A 20,054-nucleotide genomic window follows, 5' to 3' on the forward strand; every position below is an offset into this window, starting at 1 on the left:
GCTGGTATTGCCGTCGATTGTCTGCGTCGTCGTCGTGGCCGGGTGCGCAGTTCCCCGCACCCCCTTCGGGGCGCCCACGCCAGGTAATCGGCTGGCGACTGTATGTCCGTTCTCGGTAAAAGGCACTCAATATGTGCCTACTTGTCGGAACCCCCTTGTTCGTCGTGCCCTCTAACGGGGCGTCCATCGTGCATGGACGAAGGGCACGACGAATGGGGATGGAATGCGCGACTTCAGTCGCAGGGGAATGCTCGGCCTCGGAGTCGGATCCGCGGCCGCTTTGGGACTCGCGGGCTGCGGCACGGGCGGCAGCGGTCACTCGGGCGGATCGTCGGGCCAGGATTCCGCGGGTCAGGGCAAGGGCGCGGGCAAGCGTCCGGCGAAGCCGATCGGCGACGGTTCGACCTCGTACACGGGCAAGCAGCCGAATCAGCCGGGCAAGCCCGTCCCCCTGCAGCCCGGTGAGACGCCCCCGCAGTTCGTGGTCTTCTCCTGGGACGGTGCGGGCGAGGTCGGCAACGGCCTCTTCCCGCGCTTTTTGAAGCTGGCCGGGGAACACGACGCGCGGATGACGTTCTTCCTCTCCGGGCTCTATCTCCTCCCCGAATCCAAGAAGCGGATGTACAAGCCGCCGAACAACGGGGTCGGCGCCTCCGACATCGGTTACCTCACCGACGGTCACATAAAGGAGACGCTGAAGTACGTCCGGCAGGCCTGGCTCGAAGGCCATGAGATCGGCACGCACTTCAACGGGCACTTCTGCTCGGGCAGCGGCACGGTCGCCAACTGGACGCCCGCGCAATGGCAGAGCGAAATCGACCAGGCCACTTCGTTCGTGAAGGAATGGCGCACGAATACCGGCTGGACCGACCTGCCGTCGCTGCCTTTCGACTACGACAAGGAACTCGTCGGCGGCCGCACCCCCTGTCTGCTCGGCCAGGAGAATCTGCTGCCGACGGCGAAGAAGCTCGGCTGGCGCTACGACGCCTCGTCGCCCGGCGGCCGTCAGCGCTGGCCCCAGAAGAAGACGGGCGTCTGGGACCTGCCGCTGCAGGCGATGCCGTTCCCCGGCCACTCCTTCGAGGTCCTGTCCATGGACTACAACATCCTGGCCAACCAGTCGCAGAACTCCACGAAGGCGCCGCCGGCCAACTACCCGGGCTGGCGCAAGCAGGCCACCGAGTCCTACATAGCCGGCTTCAAGCGGGCCTATGAGTCCAACCGCGCGCCGTTCTTCATCGGCAACCACTTCGAGGAGTGGAACGGCGGCATCTACATGGACGCCGTCGAGGAGGCCTTCAAGCACATCGCGGGGAAGAAGGACGTGCGCCTCGTCTCCTTCCGGCAGTTCGTCGACTGGCTCGACGTCCAGGACCCCAAGGTCCTCGCCGACCTGCAGGGCCTCGAAGTCGGCCAGGCGCCCACCGGTGGCTGGAAGGGACTCGGGAAGGCCGTCTGAAATGGGACTTTCCGCAACCCCGGGGGGTGCGGAAGATCCCCGAAACAGACATGCGAAACTTTTCACATGAGTGCCGCCTGCCGCGCCCCCCGCAGCACCAACCGCAGCCGTAGCCGCAGCCGCACCGCCCTGCTGGGCGCTGGGGCCGCGGTCGCCGCACTGACCCTGTCGGCGTGCAGCTCGGGCGGTACGTCCGGCGGCTCCGGTAACACCAACTTCGTCACCGGCTCCGACGGCATCGCCACCGCCGACAAGGGCGAGCGCCAGGACGGACCGAAGCTGGAGGGGGAGACCCTCACCCGCAAGCACCTCGACGTCGACGACTACAAGGGCAAGATCGTCGTCCTGAACGTCTGGGGCTCCTGGTGTTCGCCGTGCCGGGCCGAGGCGCCGAACTTCTCGAAGGTCTCGCACGCCGCCGAGTACAAGGGCGTGCAGTTCGTCGGGATCAACACCCGCGACCCGCAGAAGGGTCCGGCGCTCGCGTTCGAGAAGGAGTGGAAGATCTCCTACCCGAGCCTGCACGATCCGATGGGCAAGCTGATGCTGCGCTTCCCCAAGGGCACGATGAACCCCAAGTTCATCCCCTCCACGATCGTCCTGGACCGGGACGGCAAGATCGCCGCCCGCTCGCAGCAGGCGCTCAGCGAGAAGAACCTGCGCAAGATGATCGACCCGCTGATCGCGGAGAAGTGATTTCCCCGTGATGTCCACTCTCGCCGCCGTCGGCGAACCGAACCAGACCGTCATGGACGGAGCGCTCCTCCTCGCGCTCCCCATCGCACTGCTCGGCGGCCTCGTCTCCTTCTTCTCGCCGTGCGTACTGCCGCTCGTGCCGGGCTATCTGTCCTACGTCACCGGGGTCGGCGGCACGGATCTCGCGGAGGCCAAGCGGGGCCGGATGACCGCGGGGGCCGGGCTCTTCGTGCTCGGCTTCACCGCCGTCTTCGTCTCCACCGGGGCCCTCTTCGGCTATGCGGGGCAGAACCTCCAGGACTACCAGGACGTCATCACCAAGGTGCTCGGCGCCCTGATGATCGTCCTCGGCATCTTCTTCATGGGGCTCATGCCGTGGCTCTCCCAGCGGGAGTTCCGCTTCCACAAGAAGCCCGCCGCCGGGCTCGCGGGCGCCCCGATACTGGGCGCGCTGTTCGCCGTCGGCTGGGCGCCCTGCGTCGGGCCGACACTCACGTCCGTCAACGCGCTTGCCCTGGACCAGGCGAGCGCAGGGCGCGGGGCCATACTGAGCGTCGCGTACTGCCTGGGGCTCGGTGTTCCGTTCATCCTCGCGGCGATCGCCTTCCGCAAGGTGCTCGGCGCGTTCAGCTGGGTCAAGAAGCACTACGTCTGGGTGATGCGCATCGGCGGCATCATGATGATCGCGACCGGACTGCTGCTTGTCACCGGCGTCTGGGACAGCATCTTGCAGCAGATGCAGGTCTGGTCCAACGGCTACACGGTGGGGATCTGATCCATGAGCAAGACCGAAGCCCCTGAAGAGCAGAACGACCTGGGTGCCGCGGAGCAGAACGATCTGGGCGCCGCGGGCTCCCAGCTCTCCACCGCTCCCGTGGACCGGGCGATGCCCGGCTCCTTCGGCGGGAAGCGCGGCCCCGGTGCCGGCGGCTGGCTGGCCTGGGCGGGCCGTGAGGCCCTCGGCTGGGTGCGCTGGATGTGGCGGCAACTGACCTCGATGCGGGTCGCGCTGCTCCTCCTCCTGCTGCTCTCGCTCGGCGCCATCCCGGGCTCGCTGATCCCGCAGACCAGCATCGACGAGCTGAAGGTCCAGGACTTCAAGGCCGCGCACACCACGCTCGCGCCGATCTACGAGAAGTTCCAGCTGTTCGACGTCTACAGCTCCGTGTGGTTCTCGGCGATCTACATCCTGCTCTTCATCTCCCTCATCGGCTGCATCGTGCCCCGCACCTGGCAGTTCGTCGGCCAGCTGCGCGGCCGCCCGCCGGGCGCGCCCAAACGCCTCGACCGGCTGCCCGCCTACACCACCTGGCGCACCGAGGCCGAGCCCGAGCAGGTCCACGACGCCGCGCTCGGCCTGCTCAAGGGCCGCCGGTTCCGCGCGGACCTCGCGTCCGGCAAGGGCGGCGCGGGGGCGTCCGTCGCCGCGGAGAAGGGCTACCTGCGCGAGGCCGGCAACCTCTTCTTCCACATCTCGCTGATCGTGCTCCTGGTGGCCTTCGCCGTCGGCGCCCTGTTCAAGTCCGAGGGCGGCAAGCTCATCGTCCAGGGGGACGGGTTCTCCAACACCCTCACCCAGTACGACAACTTCAAGTCCGGCAACCTCTTCAACACCGACGACCTGGCGCCGTTCAGCTTCAAGCTGGACAGCTTCGAGTCGACGTTCGAGAGGAAGGGCCCCGAGAAGGGGACGGCCCGCACCTACCGGGCGAACGTCACCTACAGCGAGGGCATCGACGGCCCCGAGAAGAAGAAGGCCATCGAGGTCAACAAGCCGCTCGAGGTCGACGGCTCGAAGGTCTACCTCATCGGCCAGGGCTACGCCCCGACCGTCACCGTGCGGGACGGCAAGGGCAAGGTCGTCAGCCGCCAGTCCACGCCGCTCCTGCCCATCGACTCGAACGGCACGGCGACCGGCGCCATCAAGGTGCTCGACGGCTACCGCGACAAGAACGGCAAGAAGGAGCAGCTCGGCTTCAACGCCTTCTTCGTGCCGACGTTCGCGGGCTCCGGGCAGGGCAACATGTTCTCCCAGTTCCCCGCGCTCGACTATCCGGTGCTCGCGCTGTCCGCGTACCACGGGAGCCTCGGGGTGGACTCCGGTCTGCCGCAGAACGTGTACCAGCTGGACACCAGCAAGATGACCAAGTTCAAGGACTCCAAGGGCGAGCTCCTGAAGCAGCGGATGGTGCCCGGCGAGACGATGAAGCTGCCCGACGGGGCCGGCTCGATCACCTTCGAGAAGGACATCAAGCGCTGGGCGACCTTCCAGGTCTCCCAGCAGCCCGGCAGCATGTGGGCGCTCGTCGGGGCGGTCTCCGCCATCGTCGGCCTCGCGGGGTCGCTGTTCATCCAGCGCCGCCGCGTGTGGGTGCGGGCCGTCCGGGGCGCCGACGGCGTCACCGTCGTCGAGATGGCCGGGCTCGGCCGCAGCGAGTCCGCCAAGCTGCCCGAAGAGCTCGGCGACCTCGCCGCGCACCTTCACGAGAAGGCGCCGAGCGCGCCCGACGCAGACCAAGCCGCGCATGCGGACGCCCAACGTGCCGAACATGCCGATTCCACCCCCCAAGTTGTTCCTGCCGAAGGGGCTGAGAAATGAATCTCGCCACCACCCTGGCCGCCGAACCGAACGAGAACCTCGCGAACATCAGCAATGTGCTGGTGTACTCCGCGATGGCCGTCTATCTCCTTGCCTTCTTCGCGCACATGGCGGAGTGGATCCTCGGCAGCCGCAGCAAGGTCGCCCGCACGGCCTCCGCGATCACCGCGAAGACCGGTGCCGCGGCGGAGGCGCCCGCGGTCACCGTCAAGGCCAAGGCCGGTACCGCCGTCCTCGACCGGCCCAAGGCGGCCCCGAAGGTCGTCACCCGCTCCGTCACCGGCACCCGCGACGTGCCGGACGGCCCGGGTGCCTCGGCCGGTGACGAGCAGGGGGACCTCTACGGCCGTATCGCCGTGTCCCTCACCGTGCTCGGGTTCCTCGTCGAGTTCGGTGGCGTGCTCACCCGCGCCCTGTCGGTGCAGCGGGCGCCGTGGGGCAATATGTACGAGTTCAACCTGACGTTCTCCACGATGGCCGTCGGTGTGTACCTCGTGCTCATGGCGCTGAAGAAGAACGTCGGCTGGCTCGGCCTTCCGCTGGTCACCACGGTCCTCCTCGATCTCGGTCTCGCCGTCACTGTCTTGTACACCGCCAGCGACCAGTTGGTTCCCGCCCTTCACTCGTACTGGCTGTGGATCCACGTCTCGACCGCGATCTTCTGCGGCGCGACGTTCTACCTGGCCGGCGTCGCGACGATCCTCTACCTCTTCCGCGACTCCTACGAGAACAAGCTGGCCTCGGGCGGAAAGCCCGGCCGCTTCGCGAGTTCCGTCCTGGAGCGCCTCCCGGCCGCCGCCACGCTCGACAAGTTCTCGTACCGCGTGAACGCCGCCGTCTTCCCGCTGTGGACGTTCACGATCATCGCGGGCGCGATCTGGGCCGGCGACGCATGGGGCCGCTACTGGGGCTGGGACCCCAAGGAGGTCTGGTCCTTCATCACCTGGGTCGCCTACGCCTGCTACCTGCACGCGCGCGCGACCGCGGGCTGGAAGGGCCGCAAGGCCGCCTACCTGGCCCTGATCGCCTTCGGCTGCTGGCTGTTCAACTACTACGGCGTGAACATCTTCGTCACCGGCAAGCACTCGTACGCGGGCGTCTGACGCCCCTCTCGCACGGCTCGTGAGGCCGGTTCCCGCCACCTGTTCTCCAGGTGCCGGGAACCGGCCTTCGCCGTACGGACAGGTAAGAGGGCGTGGAGACGAATCAGGGGGAACTTCAGGCACACCGAAGAGCGCTGCGCGTCCGCATCAGGGACGGCGACGCCGACGCCTTCGGTGAGCTCTTCGACGCGTACGCGCGCTCCGTCTACAACCACGCCTACCGCCTCACGGGCGACTGGTCGGCGGCGGAGGACATGGTCTCGCTCACCTTCCTGGAGGCGTGGCGGCTGCGGGGCAGGCTCGACGACGACGGCGGCTCGCTGCGGCCGTGGCTGCTCGGCGTCGCCACGAACGTGACCCGCAACGCGCGCCGCGCCGCCCGGCGGCACGCGGCCGCGGTCGCGCGCCTGCCGCGCGAGGAGAGCGTGGCCGACTTCGCCGACGAGGTCGCCGAGCGCATCGACGACAAGGAGCAGCTCGCCCTCGTACGGGCGGCCCTCGCGACCCTGCGGCGTCCCGAGCGCGAAGTCCTCGCCCTGTGCGTGTGGTCGGGGCTCGGCTACGCGGCGGCCGCCGAGGCGCTCGGGGTGCCGGTCGGGACCGTACGTTCACGCCTTTCGCGGGCCCGGACAAAACTCGCGAAACATATGGAACCGCCTTCCGGGCGCGGACAGATGAGAGATGACCGCACCACCGCGGTCGGGCCCATCAGGGAGGGAAACCGATGAGTGAATTTCGCGAGCGCGACCTTCCGCCGGGCCGTCATCACCTGCTCAGGGAGCACCTGTTGACCGAGATCCGGCAGAGCGAGGCCGCGCCCGCGGCCGCGCCGAAGAAGACCCAGAAGAGCTGGTTCCGCCCCGCGCTCATCGCGGGAGCGGTGGCGGCGGCCGTCGCGGCGGGCGTCCTTGTGGCCTCGCCGTTCGGCGGCCAGTCCGCCCAAGCGGCGCCTTCCGCGGAGACCGTGCGGATGCTGAAGGAGATCGCCGCGGCGGCCGAGCGGCAGCCCGTACAGAAGGACATCCGGGACGACCAGTTCGTGTACATCAGGAGCACAGGCGGCTACCTGGCGGTGGGCGGGGACGGCCCGGCCAAGCTCGACCCCGTGCACCCGCGCGAGTTCTGGCAGTCCGTGGACGGCAGGCACGCGGACGTGATCCACGAGCCCCTCCACGACCTCGACATGGAGCGGTTCGATCCGGACACCGAGCCGGGAGAGCCGCTGCCGGAATCGGCCACCAACTACCGCAACCTGGAGAAGCTGCCGACCGACCCGGTCAACATGCTGGACTGGCTGCACAAGGTGAGCGAGGGCGGCGAGAGCGAGGACCAGAACACCTTCGTACTGGTCGGGGACCTCTCGCTGGAGTCCCTGATGCCGCCGAAGCAGGCGGCCGCCCTGTATCTGGCCGCGGCGAAGATCCCCGGCGTCAAGCTGATCGACGACGTGGCCGACGCCGACGGCCGGCGCGGAGTCGCGATCGCCCGGGAGAACGACGGGGAGCGCCAGGAGCTGATCTTCGACAAGGAGACCAAGCAGTTCCTCGGCGAACGCCAGGTCGCGACCCAGGACACGCAGGGCTTCGAGAAGGGCGACGTGACCGGCCGCAGCGCCGTCCTGGAGCGGGTCGTCGTCGACAAGGCGGGCCAGCGCCCGCGCAACAAGTAGCCACGGGTCACGAGCCACGCGACGCCTGCCGGGGGCAGGCGTCGCGCTCAGCCCACGCCACCACTGCCCGGGTCGTCCTCGAAGCCGATGTCCTCGTGCCACAGCTCCGGCCGCGCCGCGACGAAGTCCCTCATCATCGCCGCGCACCCGGGATCGTCCAGGATCACGATCTCCACGCCGTGCTCCGCCAGCCAGTCGTGCCCGCCATGGAAGGTCCGCGCCTCGCCGATCACCACCCGCGAGATCCCGAACTGCCGCACCAGACCGCTGCAGTACCAGCAGGGCGAGAGCGTCGTGACCATCGTCGTCCCGCGGTACGAACGCTGCCGCCCCGCGTCCCGGAACGCCGACGTCTCCGCGTGCAGGGACGGATCGCCGTCCTGGACACGGCGGTTGTGACCGCGCCCCAACAAGGCCCCGTCCGCCCCGTAGAGCGCGGCGCCGATCGGGACACCGCCCTCCGCGAGGCCCTGGCGGGCCTCATCGACAGCGGTCGCGAGCCACGTGAGGGCCAGTCCCTGATCCATGCGCACACCTTTCGTCAGGGCTCATCGTCCCCGCCGATGCCCCCATCGGCAGGACGCCCCACTGGCTCGTGGACCAGCGCATACGTCCGCTCGTAGCTTCATGGGCATGACCTCAGAGAACAAGGGCACGGCCCAGCTCACCGCCGCGATGGTGCTCTCCGGCACCCTCGGGATTTTCGTCGTCGAGTCGGGCGCGTCGGCCTTCAACGTCGTGTTCTTCCGCGTCCTGTTCGGCGCCATCGCCCTCGGGACCTACGCCTTCGCCCGCGGCTACTTCCACAACCACGGAATCACCCCCAAGAAGCTCGGACTCGCCGCGCTCGGCGGGGCGTTCATCGTCTTCAACTGGGTGTTCCTCTTCAAGGCGTACGAGGAGACCTCGATCTCGCTTGCCACCGTCGTCTACCACACACAGCCGTTCCTGCTGGTGCTGCTCAGCGCGGTCATCTTCCGCGAGCGCCTGACGAAGCATCAACTCATGTGGCTCGGGACGGCGTTCGCCGGGCTGATTCTCGTCTCCGGAGTCCGCCCCGGTGACCTCGGCTCGCTCACCGGCATCGGCTTCGCCCTCCTGGCCGCGCTGCTCTACGGCCTCTCCACCCTCGTCACCAAGCGCATCACGGGCGTACGCCCCCACCTCATCGCCCTGATCCAGGTCGTCGTCGGCATCCCGCTCCTGCTGCCCTTCGCGAACTTCGGCGCGATGAGCGGAACCGGCGCCGGCTGGGGCTGGCTCGTCGGACTCGGCGTCATCCACACCGGCCTGATGTACGTCCTGATGTACGCGGCGTACGCGAAGCTCCCCACCGCCAAGATCGCCGTACTGGCCTTCACCTACCCGGCGGTCGCGATGGTCGCCGACTGGGCCGTCTACGGGCACCACATCGGCCTCGTCCAGGCGCTCGGCGTACCGCTCATCGTCCTCGCCAGCCTGAAGGTCAACCGCGCCAGGACGCCGAAGACCGTTACCGGTTCGCCGTCTCCCGCGACTCCGCTGCCTGCTCCCGCACCAGCCGTACCGACTGCTCGATGAAGAGGCGCACATGGGCGGGCAGCCGCTTGCCCGCCCGCCACGCGAGCTGCGTGTGCAGGACGAACGGCGGCTCCCACGGCAGCGCGACCAGCACCCCCGAATCCAGCTCCGCACGCACCGCCATCCGCGGAAGCAGCGCCACCCCGAGGCCACCGGCGACACCTCGCTTGGTGGCCTCGATCGTGCCGAACTCCATGAACGGCGGAGGCGCGCCGTTCCGCTCCCGCAGCTCGTCCTCGAACAGATCCCGGTAGGGGCAGCCCGGCTCCGTGCCGACCAGCTGCACCGCCGCCAGATCGCCCGTGACCAGCGAGTCCGCCCCGTGCCCTGCCAGCGGATGCGTCGGCGCGCAGACCAGGACCAGCGGCTCCTCGGCGAGCACCTCGGTCTCCAGGCCCGCGTGCTCGGTCTCCCGCTCCATCAGGAACCCGACGTCGTACGTCCCCTGCCGCAGCGCCTGGCGCGTCTCGTCGCCCAGGGTGGGGCGCAGGGCGAGCTGCACCCCGGGGTAGCGGTGGTGGAAGAGTTCGAGCAGCGGGGGCAGGCGGTAGGAGGTCAGCGACTCCATCGTGCCGACGGCGATCGCGCCGGTGGGCTCCTCGGCGCCGACGACCGCGGCCCGCGCCTCGTCCGTCAGCTCGATGATCTGCCGGGCGTAGGGGAGCAGGCGCTCACCGGACTCCGTGAGGCGGATGCGGCTGCCGAGCCGGTCGAAGAGCTCGGTGCCAAGGGAGGACTCCAGGGCGCGGATCTGGCTGGTGACGCTGGACTGGGCGTACTTCAGCTCGGCCGCGGCCTGCGTGAAGCTGAGCACGGACGCCACTTTCTCGAAGGTGACGAGCAGCCGCAGTTCCATGATCAGCCTTCCGTTCCAGCCGGCCCTAGCTCTCGGTGCCCCGGTCCCGCTTTTTCTCGTCCGGGTCCTCGTCCCTGAGCGACTTCAGGAACTCGGGATTGTCGTCCGGTGCCACCCACTGTCCGCCGCGCCCGGCGCGCGCACCACCTCCACCGGCGGGCGTCTTGCGCTCCTTGCCGGTGACGAACCAGGCGATCGGGCCGAGCAGGACCTCGCCGAAGAGCAGCACGATGATGACCCAGACCACCTTCGGCAGATGCCTGATCTCCTTCTCCGGAGTGTTCAGGACATCGATGAAGGCGTAGATCCAGACCGCCAGGACCAGGAGGAACGGCAGATACCTGAGCATGGTGGCGCGGTCCCCCAAGCGGTGGCGGCGGGAGGCGTGCGTGCCCCCGGTGACGGGGCCAGGGTAGCCGGTGACCGATACTGGAACGCATGGCTTATGACGATCTTCGCTCCCTGCTCCGAGCACTGGAGCGCGAGGGCGATCTCAAGCGCATCAAGGCCGAGGTCGATCCGTACCTGGAGGTCGGCGAGATCACCGACCGGGTGCAGAAGTCCGGCGGCCCCGCGCTCCTCTTCGAGAACGTCAAGGGCTCCGCGATGCCCCTCGCGATGAACGTGTACGGGACGGACCGGCGCCTGTTGAAGGCGCTCGGCCTGAAGTCGTACGCCGAGATCAGCGACAAGATCGGCGGCCTGCTCAAGCCGGAGCTGCCGCACGGCTTCGTCGGCGTCCGCGAGGCCTTCGGGAAGCTCGGCGCGATGACGCACGTACCGCCGAAGAAGGTGAAGTCCGACAACGCGCCGGTCCAGGAGGTCGTCCTCACCGGCGACGACGTGGACCTGGAGAAGCTGCCCGCGCTCTTCACCTGGCCCGAGGACGGCGGCTCGTTCTTCAACCTGGGCCTGACCCACACCAAGGACCCGGACACCGGGGTGCGCAACCTCGGCCTGTACCGCCTCCAGCGCCACGACAAGCGCACCATCGGCATGCACTGGCAGATCCACAAGGACAGCCGCAACCACTACCAGGTGGCCGCCCGCAGGGGCGAGAAGCTCCCCGTGGCGATCGCCTTCGGCTGTCCGCCCGCCGTGACGTACGCCTCCACCGCGCCGCTGCCCGGCGACATGGACGAGTACATGCTGGCCGGGTTCATCCAGGGCAAGCGCGTGGAGATGGTCGACTGCAAGACGGTCCCGCTCCAGGTGCCCGCGCACGCCGAGGTCGTCATCGAGGGCTGGCTCGAGCCGGGCGAGATGCTGCCGGAGGGTCCCTTCGGCGACCACACCGGCTTCTACACGCCGCAGGAGCCGTTCCCCGCCCTGAAGATCGACTGCGTGACGATGCGGAAGCGTCCGCTGCTCCAGTCGATCGTGGTCGGCCGCCCGCCGACGGAGGACGGCCCGCTCGGCCGCGCCACGGAGAGGTTCTTCCTGCCCCTCCTCAAGGTGATCGTCCCGGACATCGTGGACTACCACCTGCCGGAGTCCGGCGGCTTCCACAACTGCGCGATCGTCTCGATCGACAAGAAGTACCCGAAGCACGCGCAGAAGGTCATGCACGCCATCTGGGGCGCCCACATGATGTCGCTGACCAAACTGATCGTGGTCGTGGACAAGGACTGTGACGTCCATGACCTGCACGAAGTGTCCTGGCGCGCGCTCGGCAACACCGACTACGCGCGCGACCTGACGGTGGCCGAAGGTCCCGTCGACCACCTCGACCACGCCTCCTACCAGCAGTTCTGGGGCGGCAAGGCGGGCATCGACGCGACGAAGAAGCTGCCCGAAGAGGGCTACACCCGGGACGGGGGCTGGCCGAACATGGTCGAGTCCGACCCGGAGACGGCGTCGAAGGTCGACCGCCGCTGGAAGGAGTACGGGCTCTAAAGATGAGTGCTGATTCAGCAACGCCGGAACTCTTCGGACCCGAGCCCGCCCCGCCCGGCAAGGTCAAGGCGTTCCTGCGCCTCGTGATGATCGAGCACTCGGTCTTCGCGCTGCCCTTCGCCTACATCGCCGCGCTGACCGCGATGTTCCAGCTGGACGAGAACATCCACTGGGGACGGCTGCTCCTGGTCACGATCTGCATGGTCGGCCTGCGCACGTTCGCCATGGCCGCGAACCGGATCATCGACCGGGAGATCGACGCCCGTAACCCGAGGACGGCCCACCGCGAGCTCGTCACGGGCGCCGTCTCGGTGAAGTCCGCCTGGACCGGCGCGCTGATCGCGCTCGTCGTGTTCCTGGGCGCCGCCGCACTGCTCAACCCGCTGTGCCTCGCGCTCGCGCCCATCGCGGTGATCCCGATGGTGGTCTATCCGTACGGCAAGCGGTTCACGAACTTCCCGCAGGCGATCCTCGGCCTCGCCCAGGCCATCGGGCCGATCGGCGCCTGGATCGCGATCACCGGCGAGTGGTCGTGGCAGGCGGTCATCCTCGGCCTCGCGGTCGGCATCTGGATCGGCGGCTTCGACCTGATCTACGCCTGCCAGGACGTGGAGACGGACCGCGAGGTCGGCGTGAAGTCGGTGCCCGCGCGGTTCGGCATCCCCGCTGCCATCTGGGGCGCCCGCGGCTGCCACCTCGTGACCACCGCGCTGTTCGTCTGGTACGCCGCCGACACCGGCGCGGGCCCGTTCCTCTGGCTGGGGCTCGCGATCGTGGCGGGCGCGTTCGTGTACGAGCACTCCCTCGTGAAGCCGCACGACCTCTCCCGGCTCAATCGCGCCTTCTTCCAGGTCAACGGCTTCATCGGCATCGCGCTCTTCGTCTGCGCGCTGCTCGATCTGCTGGTGCGCGGCCTGACCGTCTAGGCTCACAGCGTGAAGCCAGGAGATACGCAGCGTAAGCCTTGGATCGTGGGGGTGTCGGGGGCCTCAGGAACCCCCTATGCCGCCGCCGTGCTGCGGGCGCTGCTCGCGGCGGGGGAGAGCGTGGACCTGGTGGTCTCACGGGCCTCGCGGCTCACGATCCTCGATGAGACGGGCATCGCCTTCCGGGACGCGCACTGGCAGGAGGACCTGCGGGAGTGGCTCGGGCGCGGTGCCGACGGGAAGCCGGGGACCTTCGACGTTCCGGTGGACGACGTGCGGTACTGGGCGGCCGGGGATCTGGCGGCCGGGCCTTCGTCGGGGTCGTACGCGACCAAGGGGATGCTGATCGTGCCCGCGTCCACGGCGTGCGTGGCCGGGGTCGCGCTCGGACTCTCGAAGGATCTGCTGCAGCGGTCGGCGAGCGTGACGCTCAAAGAGGGCCGGCAGCTTGTCGTCTGCGTCCGTGAGACACCGCTCAACGGGCAGACGCTGAAGCACTTGGTGACGCTGGACGAGGCGGGCGCGATCGTACTGCCCGCCTCTCCGGCGTTCTACGCGGGGGCGACGCACATCCAGGATCTGGTGGACTTCGTCGCCGGGCGGACGCTCGACGCGGCAGGGGTGCCGCATCAGCTGTACCGCCGCTGGGAGGGAGAGCTCGGTTCGGGCTCTGCCGCTCCGGGGGATTAGCGCTTCTTGGCGGCGCGCTTCGTGCGTCGCTCGGCCGTGGGCGCGGTGGGCTTGTGGGCACGCGAGCGGTTGGCCAGGTCCTGCAGCTCGCGCATCCGGGCGTAGGCCATCTCGATCGAGTACACGGTGTGTCTCACTCCTGCTGTGTCGACTGGAAACCAGTGTTTGAAGAATCGTCGCCGATCGGCGGAGATTCTGAAAGATTCACAGGGCCTAGACCCTGTTGCGCCTTAGATTCTACACATAGACTCGCGGTATCGCTGAATAATGAAAGGCATCGCACCTATGGACGCCGTGGACAGGCAGCTCATCCAGGCCCTGCGCGAGAACGGCAGGGCCTCGTACGCCGAACTCGGCCGGCTCGTCGGCCTCTCGGGACCGAGCGTCACGGACCGGATCAACCGCCTCGAAGCGGCGGGCGTCATCACCGGCTACCGCGCGACGGTGGACTCCGCGTCGCTCGGTCTGGGCGTCATCGCCCTCATCGGCATCTCCCTCTCGGACGCCGCCGACCACGAGGACGTGGCACGCCGCCTCAAGGATCTGCACGAGATCGAGGACTGCTGGTTCATCGCGGGCGACGACTCGTACATGCTCAAGGTGCGGGCCAGCGACGTGGACGGCCTGGAGAAGACGATCCGCAGGCTGAGCGGCACGAAGGGCGTCTCCAGGACGCGTACGACGATCGTGCTCTCCACGAAGTGGGAGAACCGGGTCGGGGAGCTGCCGGAAGAGTCCTAGGCGCGGAGCGCCATTTGGGGGCACCTCCCGCCCGAAGGGTGGGGGAGTACCGTGGGCGAGGCCTGATTTGCGTAGACATTTGGAGAGGTGGCCGGCGCATGGACGCGGGACTTAAGCGCGAGCTGGAGCAGAAGGTCCGGGCCGGTGAGCGGCTGTCCCGCGAGGACGGCATCGCCCTCTACGAGTCGGACGATCTGGCCTGGCTCGGCGGTCTCGCCCACGAGGTGCGCACGCGCAAGAACGGCGACGTCGTGCACTTCAACGTCAACCGGCACCTCAACATGACGAACGTGTGCACCGCCTCGTGCGCCTACTGCTCGTTCCAGCGCAAGCCGGGCGAGAAGGACGCGTACACGATGCGCATCGAGGAGGCCGTCCGCCTCGCCAAGGCGATGGAGGGCGAGAACCTCACCGAGCTGCACATCGTCAACGGCCTGCACCCGAACCTGCCGTGGCGCTACTACCCGCGCTCGCTGAGCGAGCTCAAGAAGGCGCTCCCGAGCGTCTCCCTGAAGGCGTTCACGGCCACGGAGATCCACCACTTCGAGACGATCTCCGGCATGTCGGCCTCCGACATCCTGGACGAGCTGATCGAGGCGGGCCTGGAGTCGCTGACCGGCGGCGGCGCGGAGATCTTCGACTGGGAGGTCCGGCAGCACATCGTCGACCACCGCACCCACTGGGAAGACTGGTCGCGCATCCACCGCCTCGCGCACGAGAAGGGCCTCAAGACCCCGAGCACGATGCTGTACGGCCACATCGAGGAGCGCCGCCACCGCGTCGACCACGTCCTTCGCCTGCGCGAGCTGCAGGACGAGACCGGCGGCTTCCAGGTCTTCATCCCGCTGCGCTACCAGCACGACTTCGTGGACATGAAGGACGGCAAGGTCCGTAACCGCCTCCAGGCGCGCACGACCATGGCGTCGGGCGCCGAGGCCCTGAAGACCTTCGCGGTCTCGCGCCTCCTCTTCGACAACGTCCCGCACGTCAAGGTCTTCTGGGTCATGCACGGCCTGCACACCACACAGCTCGCGCTGCAGCACGGCGCGGACGACATGGACGGCTCGGTCGTCGAGTACAAGATCACGCACGACGCGGACAACTTCGGTACGCCGAACAAGCTGACGCGCGAGGACCTGCTCGACCTCATCCGCGAGGCGGGCTTCCGCCCCGTCGAGCGGAACACGCGCTACGAGTCGATCCGTGAGTACGAAGGGCCCGACCGGTCGCTGAGGGAGTCCCCGCAGGCGATGCGGGTCTGACCCGCCCGCTGTGCACGACGCGCGAGCCCCGGCCGATCCGGCCGGGGCTCGTCGCGTTGTCCGGCATGCGGAACGTGGTTGAGGTGTGCTGGCTGTAATGGTTACTCTCGGCCTATGACGCTTACCTTCCAGCTGGACCCGGAGATCGACCCCGCCCTCCGCGACGGCGTCCTCGCCCTCTGGGCCGACGTGTCCAACGCCGGCGGAGCCGTCGGCTTCGTACCGCCCGTGACGGTCGAGGACATACGGCCGGAGTGGCTCAAGCGCCTGGCCCAGCTGAGCGAGGGGCACACCCGGCTCCTCGTCGGGTACGACGAGGACGGCAACGTCGCCGCGACCGCCTTCCTCGCGTACAACACGCACCGCCTGATGAAGCACTGGATCTGGCTGTACGTGGTGATGGTGCACCCCAAGCACCAGGGCAGGGGATACGGGCGCGACCTGATGGCCGCCGCCGCGGACGCCGCCCGCGGGCTCGGCGGCATCGAGGCCATCCGGCTCACCTGCCGGGGCGGCACGGGAGTCGACCGGTTCTACGCATCCTGCGGATACAAGGAGGTCGGACGGGTGCCCGGCGCGATCCGCGTGGCCCCCGGTGACGACCGCGACGACATCACGATGCTGCTCCCGCTCGGCTGACCGTCCGGCCGGGCGTTCGGCGAGGGCTCACCCCCCTGCCGGGCGCTCCCCCTCCCATGCTTCACTGGAGTGGCTCGTCCTACTCGGGCCTATTTCGGAACGGAAGAGTGGATTGACATGCTCCGCTACACGCTGATGCGCCTCGGACTCTTCGTGGGCTGCTTTTTCGCGGTCTGGGGACTTGTCTACGCCGGGATCCTGCCGAAGGGCCTCGGGGACTCCAACCTCCTGTGGGTGCTGCTGCTCGCCCTCATCATCTCCGCCCCCCTCAGCCTGGTGCTGCTGCGCAAGGAGCGGGACCGGGCGTCGGTCCAGGTCGTCGAGCGCGTGGAGCGCACCAAGGCCAACCTGGAGGCGAACCGCACCATGGAGGACGTCGCCGACGACACCGCTCGCGCGAAGTCGTAACCACCCGCGGACCCTTGCGCGCACAGCCGTAAGGTTCGTCACAAAAGCCTCGACCCCGGTACGGGAGCAACTGCTCCCGGCCGGGGTTTCTTGCGTCCCGGAGGTCCCCTCGCCTCCGATCCGCCTCGTCTACCTCAAACAACACCTTTGATGTTCTCAAAGTTCAAGTGTTAACGTGTTCGACATGAAGACAGCAGCCGCGCCCCGCATCGCCACGAGCGTTCCGCTCGTGGAGCGCCTGCATGTCGATCTCTGCCGCTGCATGTCCGCGGCCTGTCGCCGCCGTCTCTGAGCTCTCCGAGTCCTCTGCGACCAGCGCAAGCGACAAGCACCAAGTGACATCTGCACTGCAGCGGCGCCGTCAAGGCCGTTCCGTCTGACCCCCTCGCGGTCGCCGCTCCCTCACGTCCCCCCGCCATTACCCGGAGTGTGTCCGTGTCCGCGAACTCCCCCGTATCCCCGGCCGACAAGGCCGAGCAGCCGAAGTCCGGCTCCCGGATACCCAGATTCCTCAAGCTGCCGTTCTGGGCCCAGATCCTCGGCGGTCTGGTCCTCGGTGTCCTGCTCGGCTGGCTGGCCCGCAGCCAGGACGTGTCCTGGCTCGTCACCACCCTGGACAAGGTGGGCAGCACCTTCATCGGGCTCCTGAAGCTGGCGGTCGCCCCGCTCGTCTTCTTCGCGATCCTGGTGTCGATCACCAACCTGCGCAAGGTCAACAACGCCGCGCGGCTCGCCACGCAGACGCTGGTCTGGTTCATGATCACGTCGCTGATCGCGGTCGTCATCGGCCTCGCGATCGGGCTCATCACGAACCCGGGCGCCGGCACCGGCCTCACCCCGAAGGACGGCGCCAAGCCGGAGACCTCGGGCTCCTGGATCGACTTCCTCACCGGCATCATCCCGACGGACGTCATCACCCCGTTCACCGAGCTCAACGTCCTGCAGATCGTCTTCATGGCCGCCGTCGCCGGTATCGCCGTACTGAAGATCGGCGAGAAGGCGCAGCCGATCCTGGACCTCAGCGAGTCCGTCCTCGCGCTCCTCCAGAAGGCCCTGTGGTGGGTCATCAAGCTCTCGCCGATCGGCACCATCGGCCTCATCGGCTTCGCCATCGCCGACTACGGCTGGGACCTGATCAGCAAGTACGCGACGTTCACCGCCGACATCTACATCGGCTGCGCCCTGGTGATGTTCGGCGTCTACCCGCTGCTGCTCTCCACGGTCGCCAAGGTCAACCCGGTCCAGTTCTTCAAGGGCGCCTGGCCCGCGATCCAGCTGGCCTTCGTCTCGCGCTCCTCGGTCGGCACGATGCCGGTCACCCAGAAGGTCACCGAGCGCCTCGGCGTGCCGAAGGAGTACACGTCCTTCGCGGTGCCGTTCGGCGCCACCACGAAGATGGACGGCTGCGCCGCGATCTACCCGGCGATCGCCGCGATCTTCGTCGCGCAGATCTTCGACGTGCAGATGGGCATCAAGGAGTACCTGCTCATCGCCTTTGTCTCGGTGGTCGGCTCGGCCGCGACGGCCGGTCTGACCGGCGCCACGGTCATGCTGACCCTGACCCTGTCGACCCTGGGCCTCCCGATGGAGGGCGTGGGCCTGCTGCTCGCCATCGACCCGATCCTGGACATGATGCGCACCGCCACAAATGTGGCCGGGCAGGCGGCCGTGCCGGTGATCGTCGCCGCTCGCGAGAAGATCCTGGACCGTGAGGCCTACGAGCACGCGTCGGCTTCGCCGCTCGACGAGTTCGAAGGCCCCGTCGACGAGCGTCGGACGGTGCCTGTCGCCGCCTGACGTCCCCCGCTCGTCGCGGGCGTGCCCCGTACCCGGATTCGTTCCGGGTGCGGGGCACGTTTGTTGCGTCAGGGGCTGACCGTAGGCTGGTTGGTCTGTGCACAGGTTGTGTGGAAGGCGGGCGTCCGGGGTGGGCGATGTGAAGGCTGCGGGTGCGGGTGCGGTGGGGAAGCGGCAGAAGCGGATGCCGCGGGCGGTGCGGGAGCAGCAGATGCTGGATGCCGCGGTGCGGATCTTCGGGCAACGGGGGTACCGGGCGGCTTCGATGGACGAGATCGCGGAGGTCGCGGGGGTCTCCAAGCCGCTGGTGTATCTGTACCTGAACTCCAAGGAGGAGTTGTTCACCGCGTGCATCCGGCGGGAGGCGGCGGCGTTGGTCGCGGCGGTGCGGGGCGGGGTGAGCGGCGGGGGCAGTGGTGGGGGTAGTGGCGGGGGTGGCGGTCGTGGGGCCGCCGACCGGCAGTTGTGGGCGGGCCTGAAGGCGTTCTTCACGCATACGTCGGAGCGGCCTGACGCGTGGGTGGTGCTGCACAACCAGGCGCGTACGCAGGGGGAGCCGTTCGCGGCCGAGGTCGCCGTGATGCGCGAGGAGATCGTGGCGTTCGTGACGTCGCTGATCGCGGAAGCGGCACGCGAGGCGCACCGCAAGCCGGAGCTGGCGGATCGTGAAGTCGCGGGTCTGGCGCAGGCGTTGGTGGGCGCGGCGGAGTCGCTCGCGGGGTGGGCGAACGGGGACGCGTCGGTCTCGGCGAAGGAGGCCGCGGCGACGCTGATGAACTTCGCGTGGGCGGGGCTCGGGGAGTTGATGGAGGGTCGGCGGTGGGTTCCTTAGCGGGGGCTTCTCAGCTGAGGGTGCCGCTGAGGTGGGTCTTGTCGCCGCTGCGGAGCTCGAAGCGCGGGCCGTCGGCGGCGTAGGCGACGGTGCTCGGGAGCAGCACGGGGGCCTTGAAGTCGATGCGCACGCGGGCGGCTTGGGGTGTCTCGTACTCCGTGTGCTCGGCGAGGCAGCGGGCCGCGGTCCACATGCCGTGGGCGATGGCCCGGGGGAAGCCGAGGAGGCGTGCGGTCAGGGGGTACAGGTGGATGGGGTTGCGGTCGCCCGAGACGGCGCCGTAGCGGCGGCCGAGGTCCGGGGCCAGCCGCCACTCGGTGCGGGCGGGGAGGGGGGCGTCGTCGCTCTTGCGGGGTGCGTCGGGCGTACCCGCGTCGCTGGTGCGGTGCCGAGCCAGATAGGTGCTGCTCGACGTCCATACGGGGGTGCCGTCGACGCGGGCTTCCGTGACGAGCGTGGCTTCGGTGCCGCGGCGGTGCGGGGTCAAGCGGGCCGCGTGGACGGAGAGTTCGAGGCTGTCCGCGGTCGTCAGGGCGCGATGCTGGGTGATCTCGATGGACGTGTGCACGAGCCCGAGCAGCGGCAGCGGAAAGGCACGGGTGGTCATGAGCCGCATGGCCAGCGGAAAGCCGAGTACGTGGGGGTAGGTGAGGGGGAGGGTGTGCTGGGGGGTGGGGTAGCCGCAGATGCGGGAGTAGGCGGCGAGGTGCGCGGCGCTGGGACGGATGCCGCCGAGGGTCTGGTGGTCGCGGGGGAGCGGGGCGTCGGGGCGGGGCCGCTTGAGCGGGGAGAGGATCGCGCCGCGGAGGAGCAGGGGGGCGAGCATGGGGTCCTTTCGGGGGTGGGCGGGAGAGCTTGTTCGTGAGGGGGCGGATGCGGGGCAATCGGGCGGGCGTGCGGGAGAGCTTGTTCGTGCAGGGG

General features: G+C 68.8%; 22 protein-coding genes. 17 read left to right on the top strand and 5 right to left on the bottom strand.

Annotated features, from left to right (window positions below):
* The first annotated feature begins 223 nt into the window (after positions 1–223).
* The 7 genes from ACWFR3_RS20830 to ACWFR3_RS20860 all read left to right on the top strand — a co-directional run bounded on the left by ACWFR3_RS20830 (position 224) and on the right by ACWFR3_RS20860 (position 7,526).
* Entirely contained in the window at positions 224–1,459 is a 1,236-nt protein-coding gene (locus tag ACWFR3_RS20830) for a hypothetical protein (protein ID WP_453736079.1), read from the top strand.
* 66 nt (positions 1,460–1,525) lie between these two features.
* Positions 1,526–2,155: a TlpA family protein disulfide reductase gene (locus ACWFR3_RS20835; protein WP_453736080.1), complete on the top strand. Its 630-nt coding sequence runs from the start codon at positions 1,526–1,528 to the stop codon at positions 2,153–2,155.
* Positions 2,156–2,165: 10 nt separating this feature from the next.
* Positions 2,166–2,930, top strand: a complete 765-nt coding sequence (locus tag ACWFR3_RS20840; protein WP_453736081.1) for a cytochrome c biogenesis CcdA family protein — start codon at positions 2,166–2,168, stop codon at positions 2,928–2,930.
* Positions 2,931–2,933: 3 nt separating this feature from the next.
* Entirely contained in the window at positions 2,934–4,754 is a 1,821-nt protein-coding gene (gene resB / locus ACWFR3_RS20845) for a cytochrome c biogenesis protein ResB (protein WP_453736082.1), read from the top strand.
* Positions 4,751–5,857, top strand: a complete 1,107-nt coding sequence (ccsB, locus tag ACWFR3_RS20850; protein WP_453736083.1) for a c-type cytochrome biogenesis protein CcsB — start codon at positions 4,751–4,753, stop codon at positions 5,855–5,857. Before resB ends, ccsB begins: the two co-directional genes overlap by 4 nt.
* 92 nt (positions 5,858–5,949) lie before the next feature.
* Entirely contained in the window at positions 5,950–6,585 is a 636-nt protein-coding gene (locus ACWFR3_RS20855) for an RNA polymerase sigma factor (RefSeq protein ID WP_453736084.1), read from the top strand.
* Positions 6,582–7,526: a CU044_5270 family protein gene (locus ACWFR3_RS20860; protein WP_453736085.1), complete on the top strand. Its 945-nt coding sequence runs from the start codon at positions 6,582–6,584 to the stop codon at positions 7,524–7,526. Before ACWFR3_RS20855 ends, ACWFR3_RS20860 begins: the two co-directional genes overlap by 4 nt.
* Positions 7,527–7,573: 47 nt before the next feature.
* Here ACWFR3_RS20860 and ACWFR3_RS20865 read toward each other — a convergent pair whose 3' ends face one another.
* Complete coding sequence (locus ACWFR3_RS20865) at positions 7,574–8,053, bottom strand: nucleoside deaminase (protein ID WP_453736086.1); 480 nt, start codon at positions 8,051–8,053, stop codon at positions 7,574–7,576.
* 106 nt (positions 8,054–8,159) lie between these two features.
* Here ACWFR3_RS20865 and ACWFR3_RS20870 point away from each other — a divergent pair, with 106 nt between their 5' ends.
* On the top strand, positions 8,160–9,086 hold the full coding sequence (locus ACWFR3_RS20870) for a DMT family transporter (protein ID WP_453736087.1): 927 nt from the start codon (positions 8,160–8,162) through the stop codon (positions 9,084–9,086).
* On the opposite strand, the gene ACWFR3_RS20875 is transcribed toward ACWFR3_RS20870, so the two are convergent.
* Complete coding sequence (locus ACWFR3_RS20875; RefSeq protein ID WP_453736088.1) at positions 9,019–9,942, bottom strand: LysR family transcriptional regulator; 924 nt, start codon at positions 9,940–9,942, stop codon at positions 9,019–9,021. The genes ACWFR3_RS20870 and ACWFR3_RS20875 overlap by 68 nt on opposite strands.
* Before the next feature lie 25 nt (positions 9,943–9,967).
* A complete protein-coding gene (locus ACWFR3_RS20880) occupies positions 9,968–10,291 on the bottom strand; it encodes a PLD nuclease N-terminal domain-containing protein (RefSeq protein WP_453736089.1) in 324 nt (107 codons plus the stop codon).
* An 89-nt stretch (positions 10,292–10,380) separates the two neighbouring features.
* Here ACWFR3_RS20880 and ACWFR3_RS20885 point away from each other — a divergent pair, with 89 nt between their 5' ends.
* The 3 genes from ACWFR3_RS20885 to ACWFR3_RS20895 are packed head-to-tail and all read left to right on the top strand — an operon-like array spanning position 10,381 to position 13,454.
* Entirely contained in the window at positions 10,381–11,838 is a 1,458-nt protein-coding gene (locus tag ACWFR3_RS20885; RefSeq protein WP_361199520.1) for a menaquinone biosynthesis decarboxylase, read from the top strand.
* Between the two features lie 2 nt (positions 11,839–11,840).
* Entirely contained in the window at positions 11,841–12,764 is a 924-nt protein-coding gene (mqnP, locus tag ACWFR3_RS20890; RefSeq protein WP_453736090.1) for a menaquinone biosynthesis prenyltransferase MqnP, read from the top strand.
* 9 nt (positions 12,765–12,773) lie between these two features.
* On the top strand, positions 12,774–13,454 hold the full coding sequence (locus ACWFR3_RS20895; protein ID WP_453736091.1) for a UbiX family flavin prenyltransferase: 681 nt from the start codon (positions 12,774–12,776) through the stop codon (positions 13,452–13,454).
* On the opposite strand, the gene ACWFR3_RS20900 is transcribed toward ACWFR3_RS20895, so the two are convergent.
* Positions 13,451–13,591: a hypothetical protein gene (locus ACWFR3_RS20900; protein WP_453736124.1), complete on the bottom strand. Its 141-nt coding sequence runs from the start codon at positions 13,589–13,591 to the stop codon at positions 13,451–13,453. The genes ACWFR3_RS20895 and ACWFR3_RS20900 overlap by 4 nt on opposite strands.
* A gap of 148 nt (positions 13,592–13,739) precedes the next feature.
* Between ACWFR3_RS20900 and ACWFR3_RS20905 the strand changes: the two genes are divergently transcribed.
* From ACWFR3_RS20905 to ACWFR3_RS20930, 6 genes are all read left to right on the top strand, one after another.
* A complete protein-coding gene (locus ACWFR3_RS20905) occupies positions 13,740–14,195 on the top strand; it encodes an Lrp/AsnC family transcriptional regulator (RefSeq protein WP_383269287.1) in 456 nt (151 codons plus the stop codon).
* A 98-nt stretch (positions 14,196–14,293) separates the two neighbouring features.
* The gene (gene mqnE, locus ACWFR3_RS20910; protein ID WP_453736092.1) at positions 14,294–15,457 is read left to right on the top strand and encodes an aminofutalosine synthase MqnE; all 1,164 of its coding nucleotides are present in this window, start codon (positions 14,294–14,296) and stop codon (positions 15,455–15,457) included.
* Positions 15,458–15,571: 114 nt separating this feature from the next.
* Complete coding sequence (locus ACWFR3_RS20915) at positions 15,572–16,096, top strand: N-acetyltransferase family protein (RefSeq protein WP_453736093.1); 525 nt, start codon at positions 15,572–15,574, stop codon at positions 16,094–16,096.
* Positions 16,097–16,213: 117 nt separating this feature from the next.
* Positions 16,214–16,504, top strand: a complete 291-nt coding sequence (locus ACWFR3_RS20920; protein ID WP_453736094.1) for a DUF4229 domain-containing protein — start codon at positions 16,214–16,216, stop codon at positions 16,502–16,504.
* A 435-nt stretch (positions 16,505–16,939) separates the two neighbouring features.
* Complete coding sequence (locus tag ACWFR3_RS20925; RefSeq protein ID WP_453736095.1) at positions 16,940–18,301, top strand: dicarboxylate/amino acid:cation symporter; 1,362 nt, start codon at positions 16,940–16,942, stop codon at positions 18,299–18,301.
* A 184-nt stretch (positions 18,302–18,485) separates the two neighbouring features.
* Positions 18,486–19,133 (top strand): TetR/AcrR family transcriptional regulator, encoded by a 648-nt coding sequence (locus tag ACWFR3_RS20930; protein ID WP_453736122.1) that lies wholly within the window; start codon positions 18,486–18,488, stop codon positions 19,131–19,133.
* 10 nt (positions 19,134–19,143) lie between these two features.
* Here ACWFR3_RS20930 and ACWFR3_RS20935 read toward each other — a convergent pair whose 3' ends face one another.
* Positions 19,144–19,959 carry a MaoC family dehydratase gene (locus tag ACWFR3_RS20935; RefSeq protein WP_453736096.1) on the bottom strand — a complete coding sequence of 272 codons (816 nt, stop codon included), beginning with the start codon at positions 19,957–19,959 and terminating at the stop codon, positions 19,144–19,146.
* Positions 19,960–20,054: the final 95 nt, after the last annotated feature.

Source organism: Streptomyces sp. NPDC055189 (assembly GCF_053606765.1).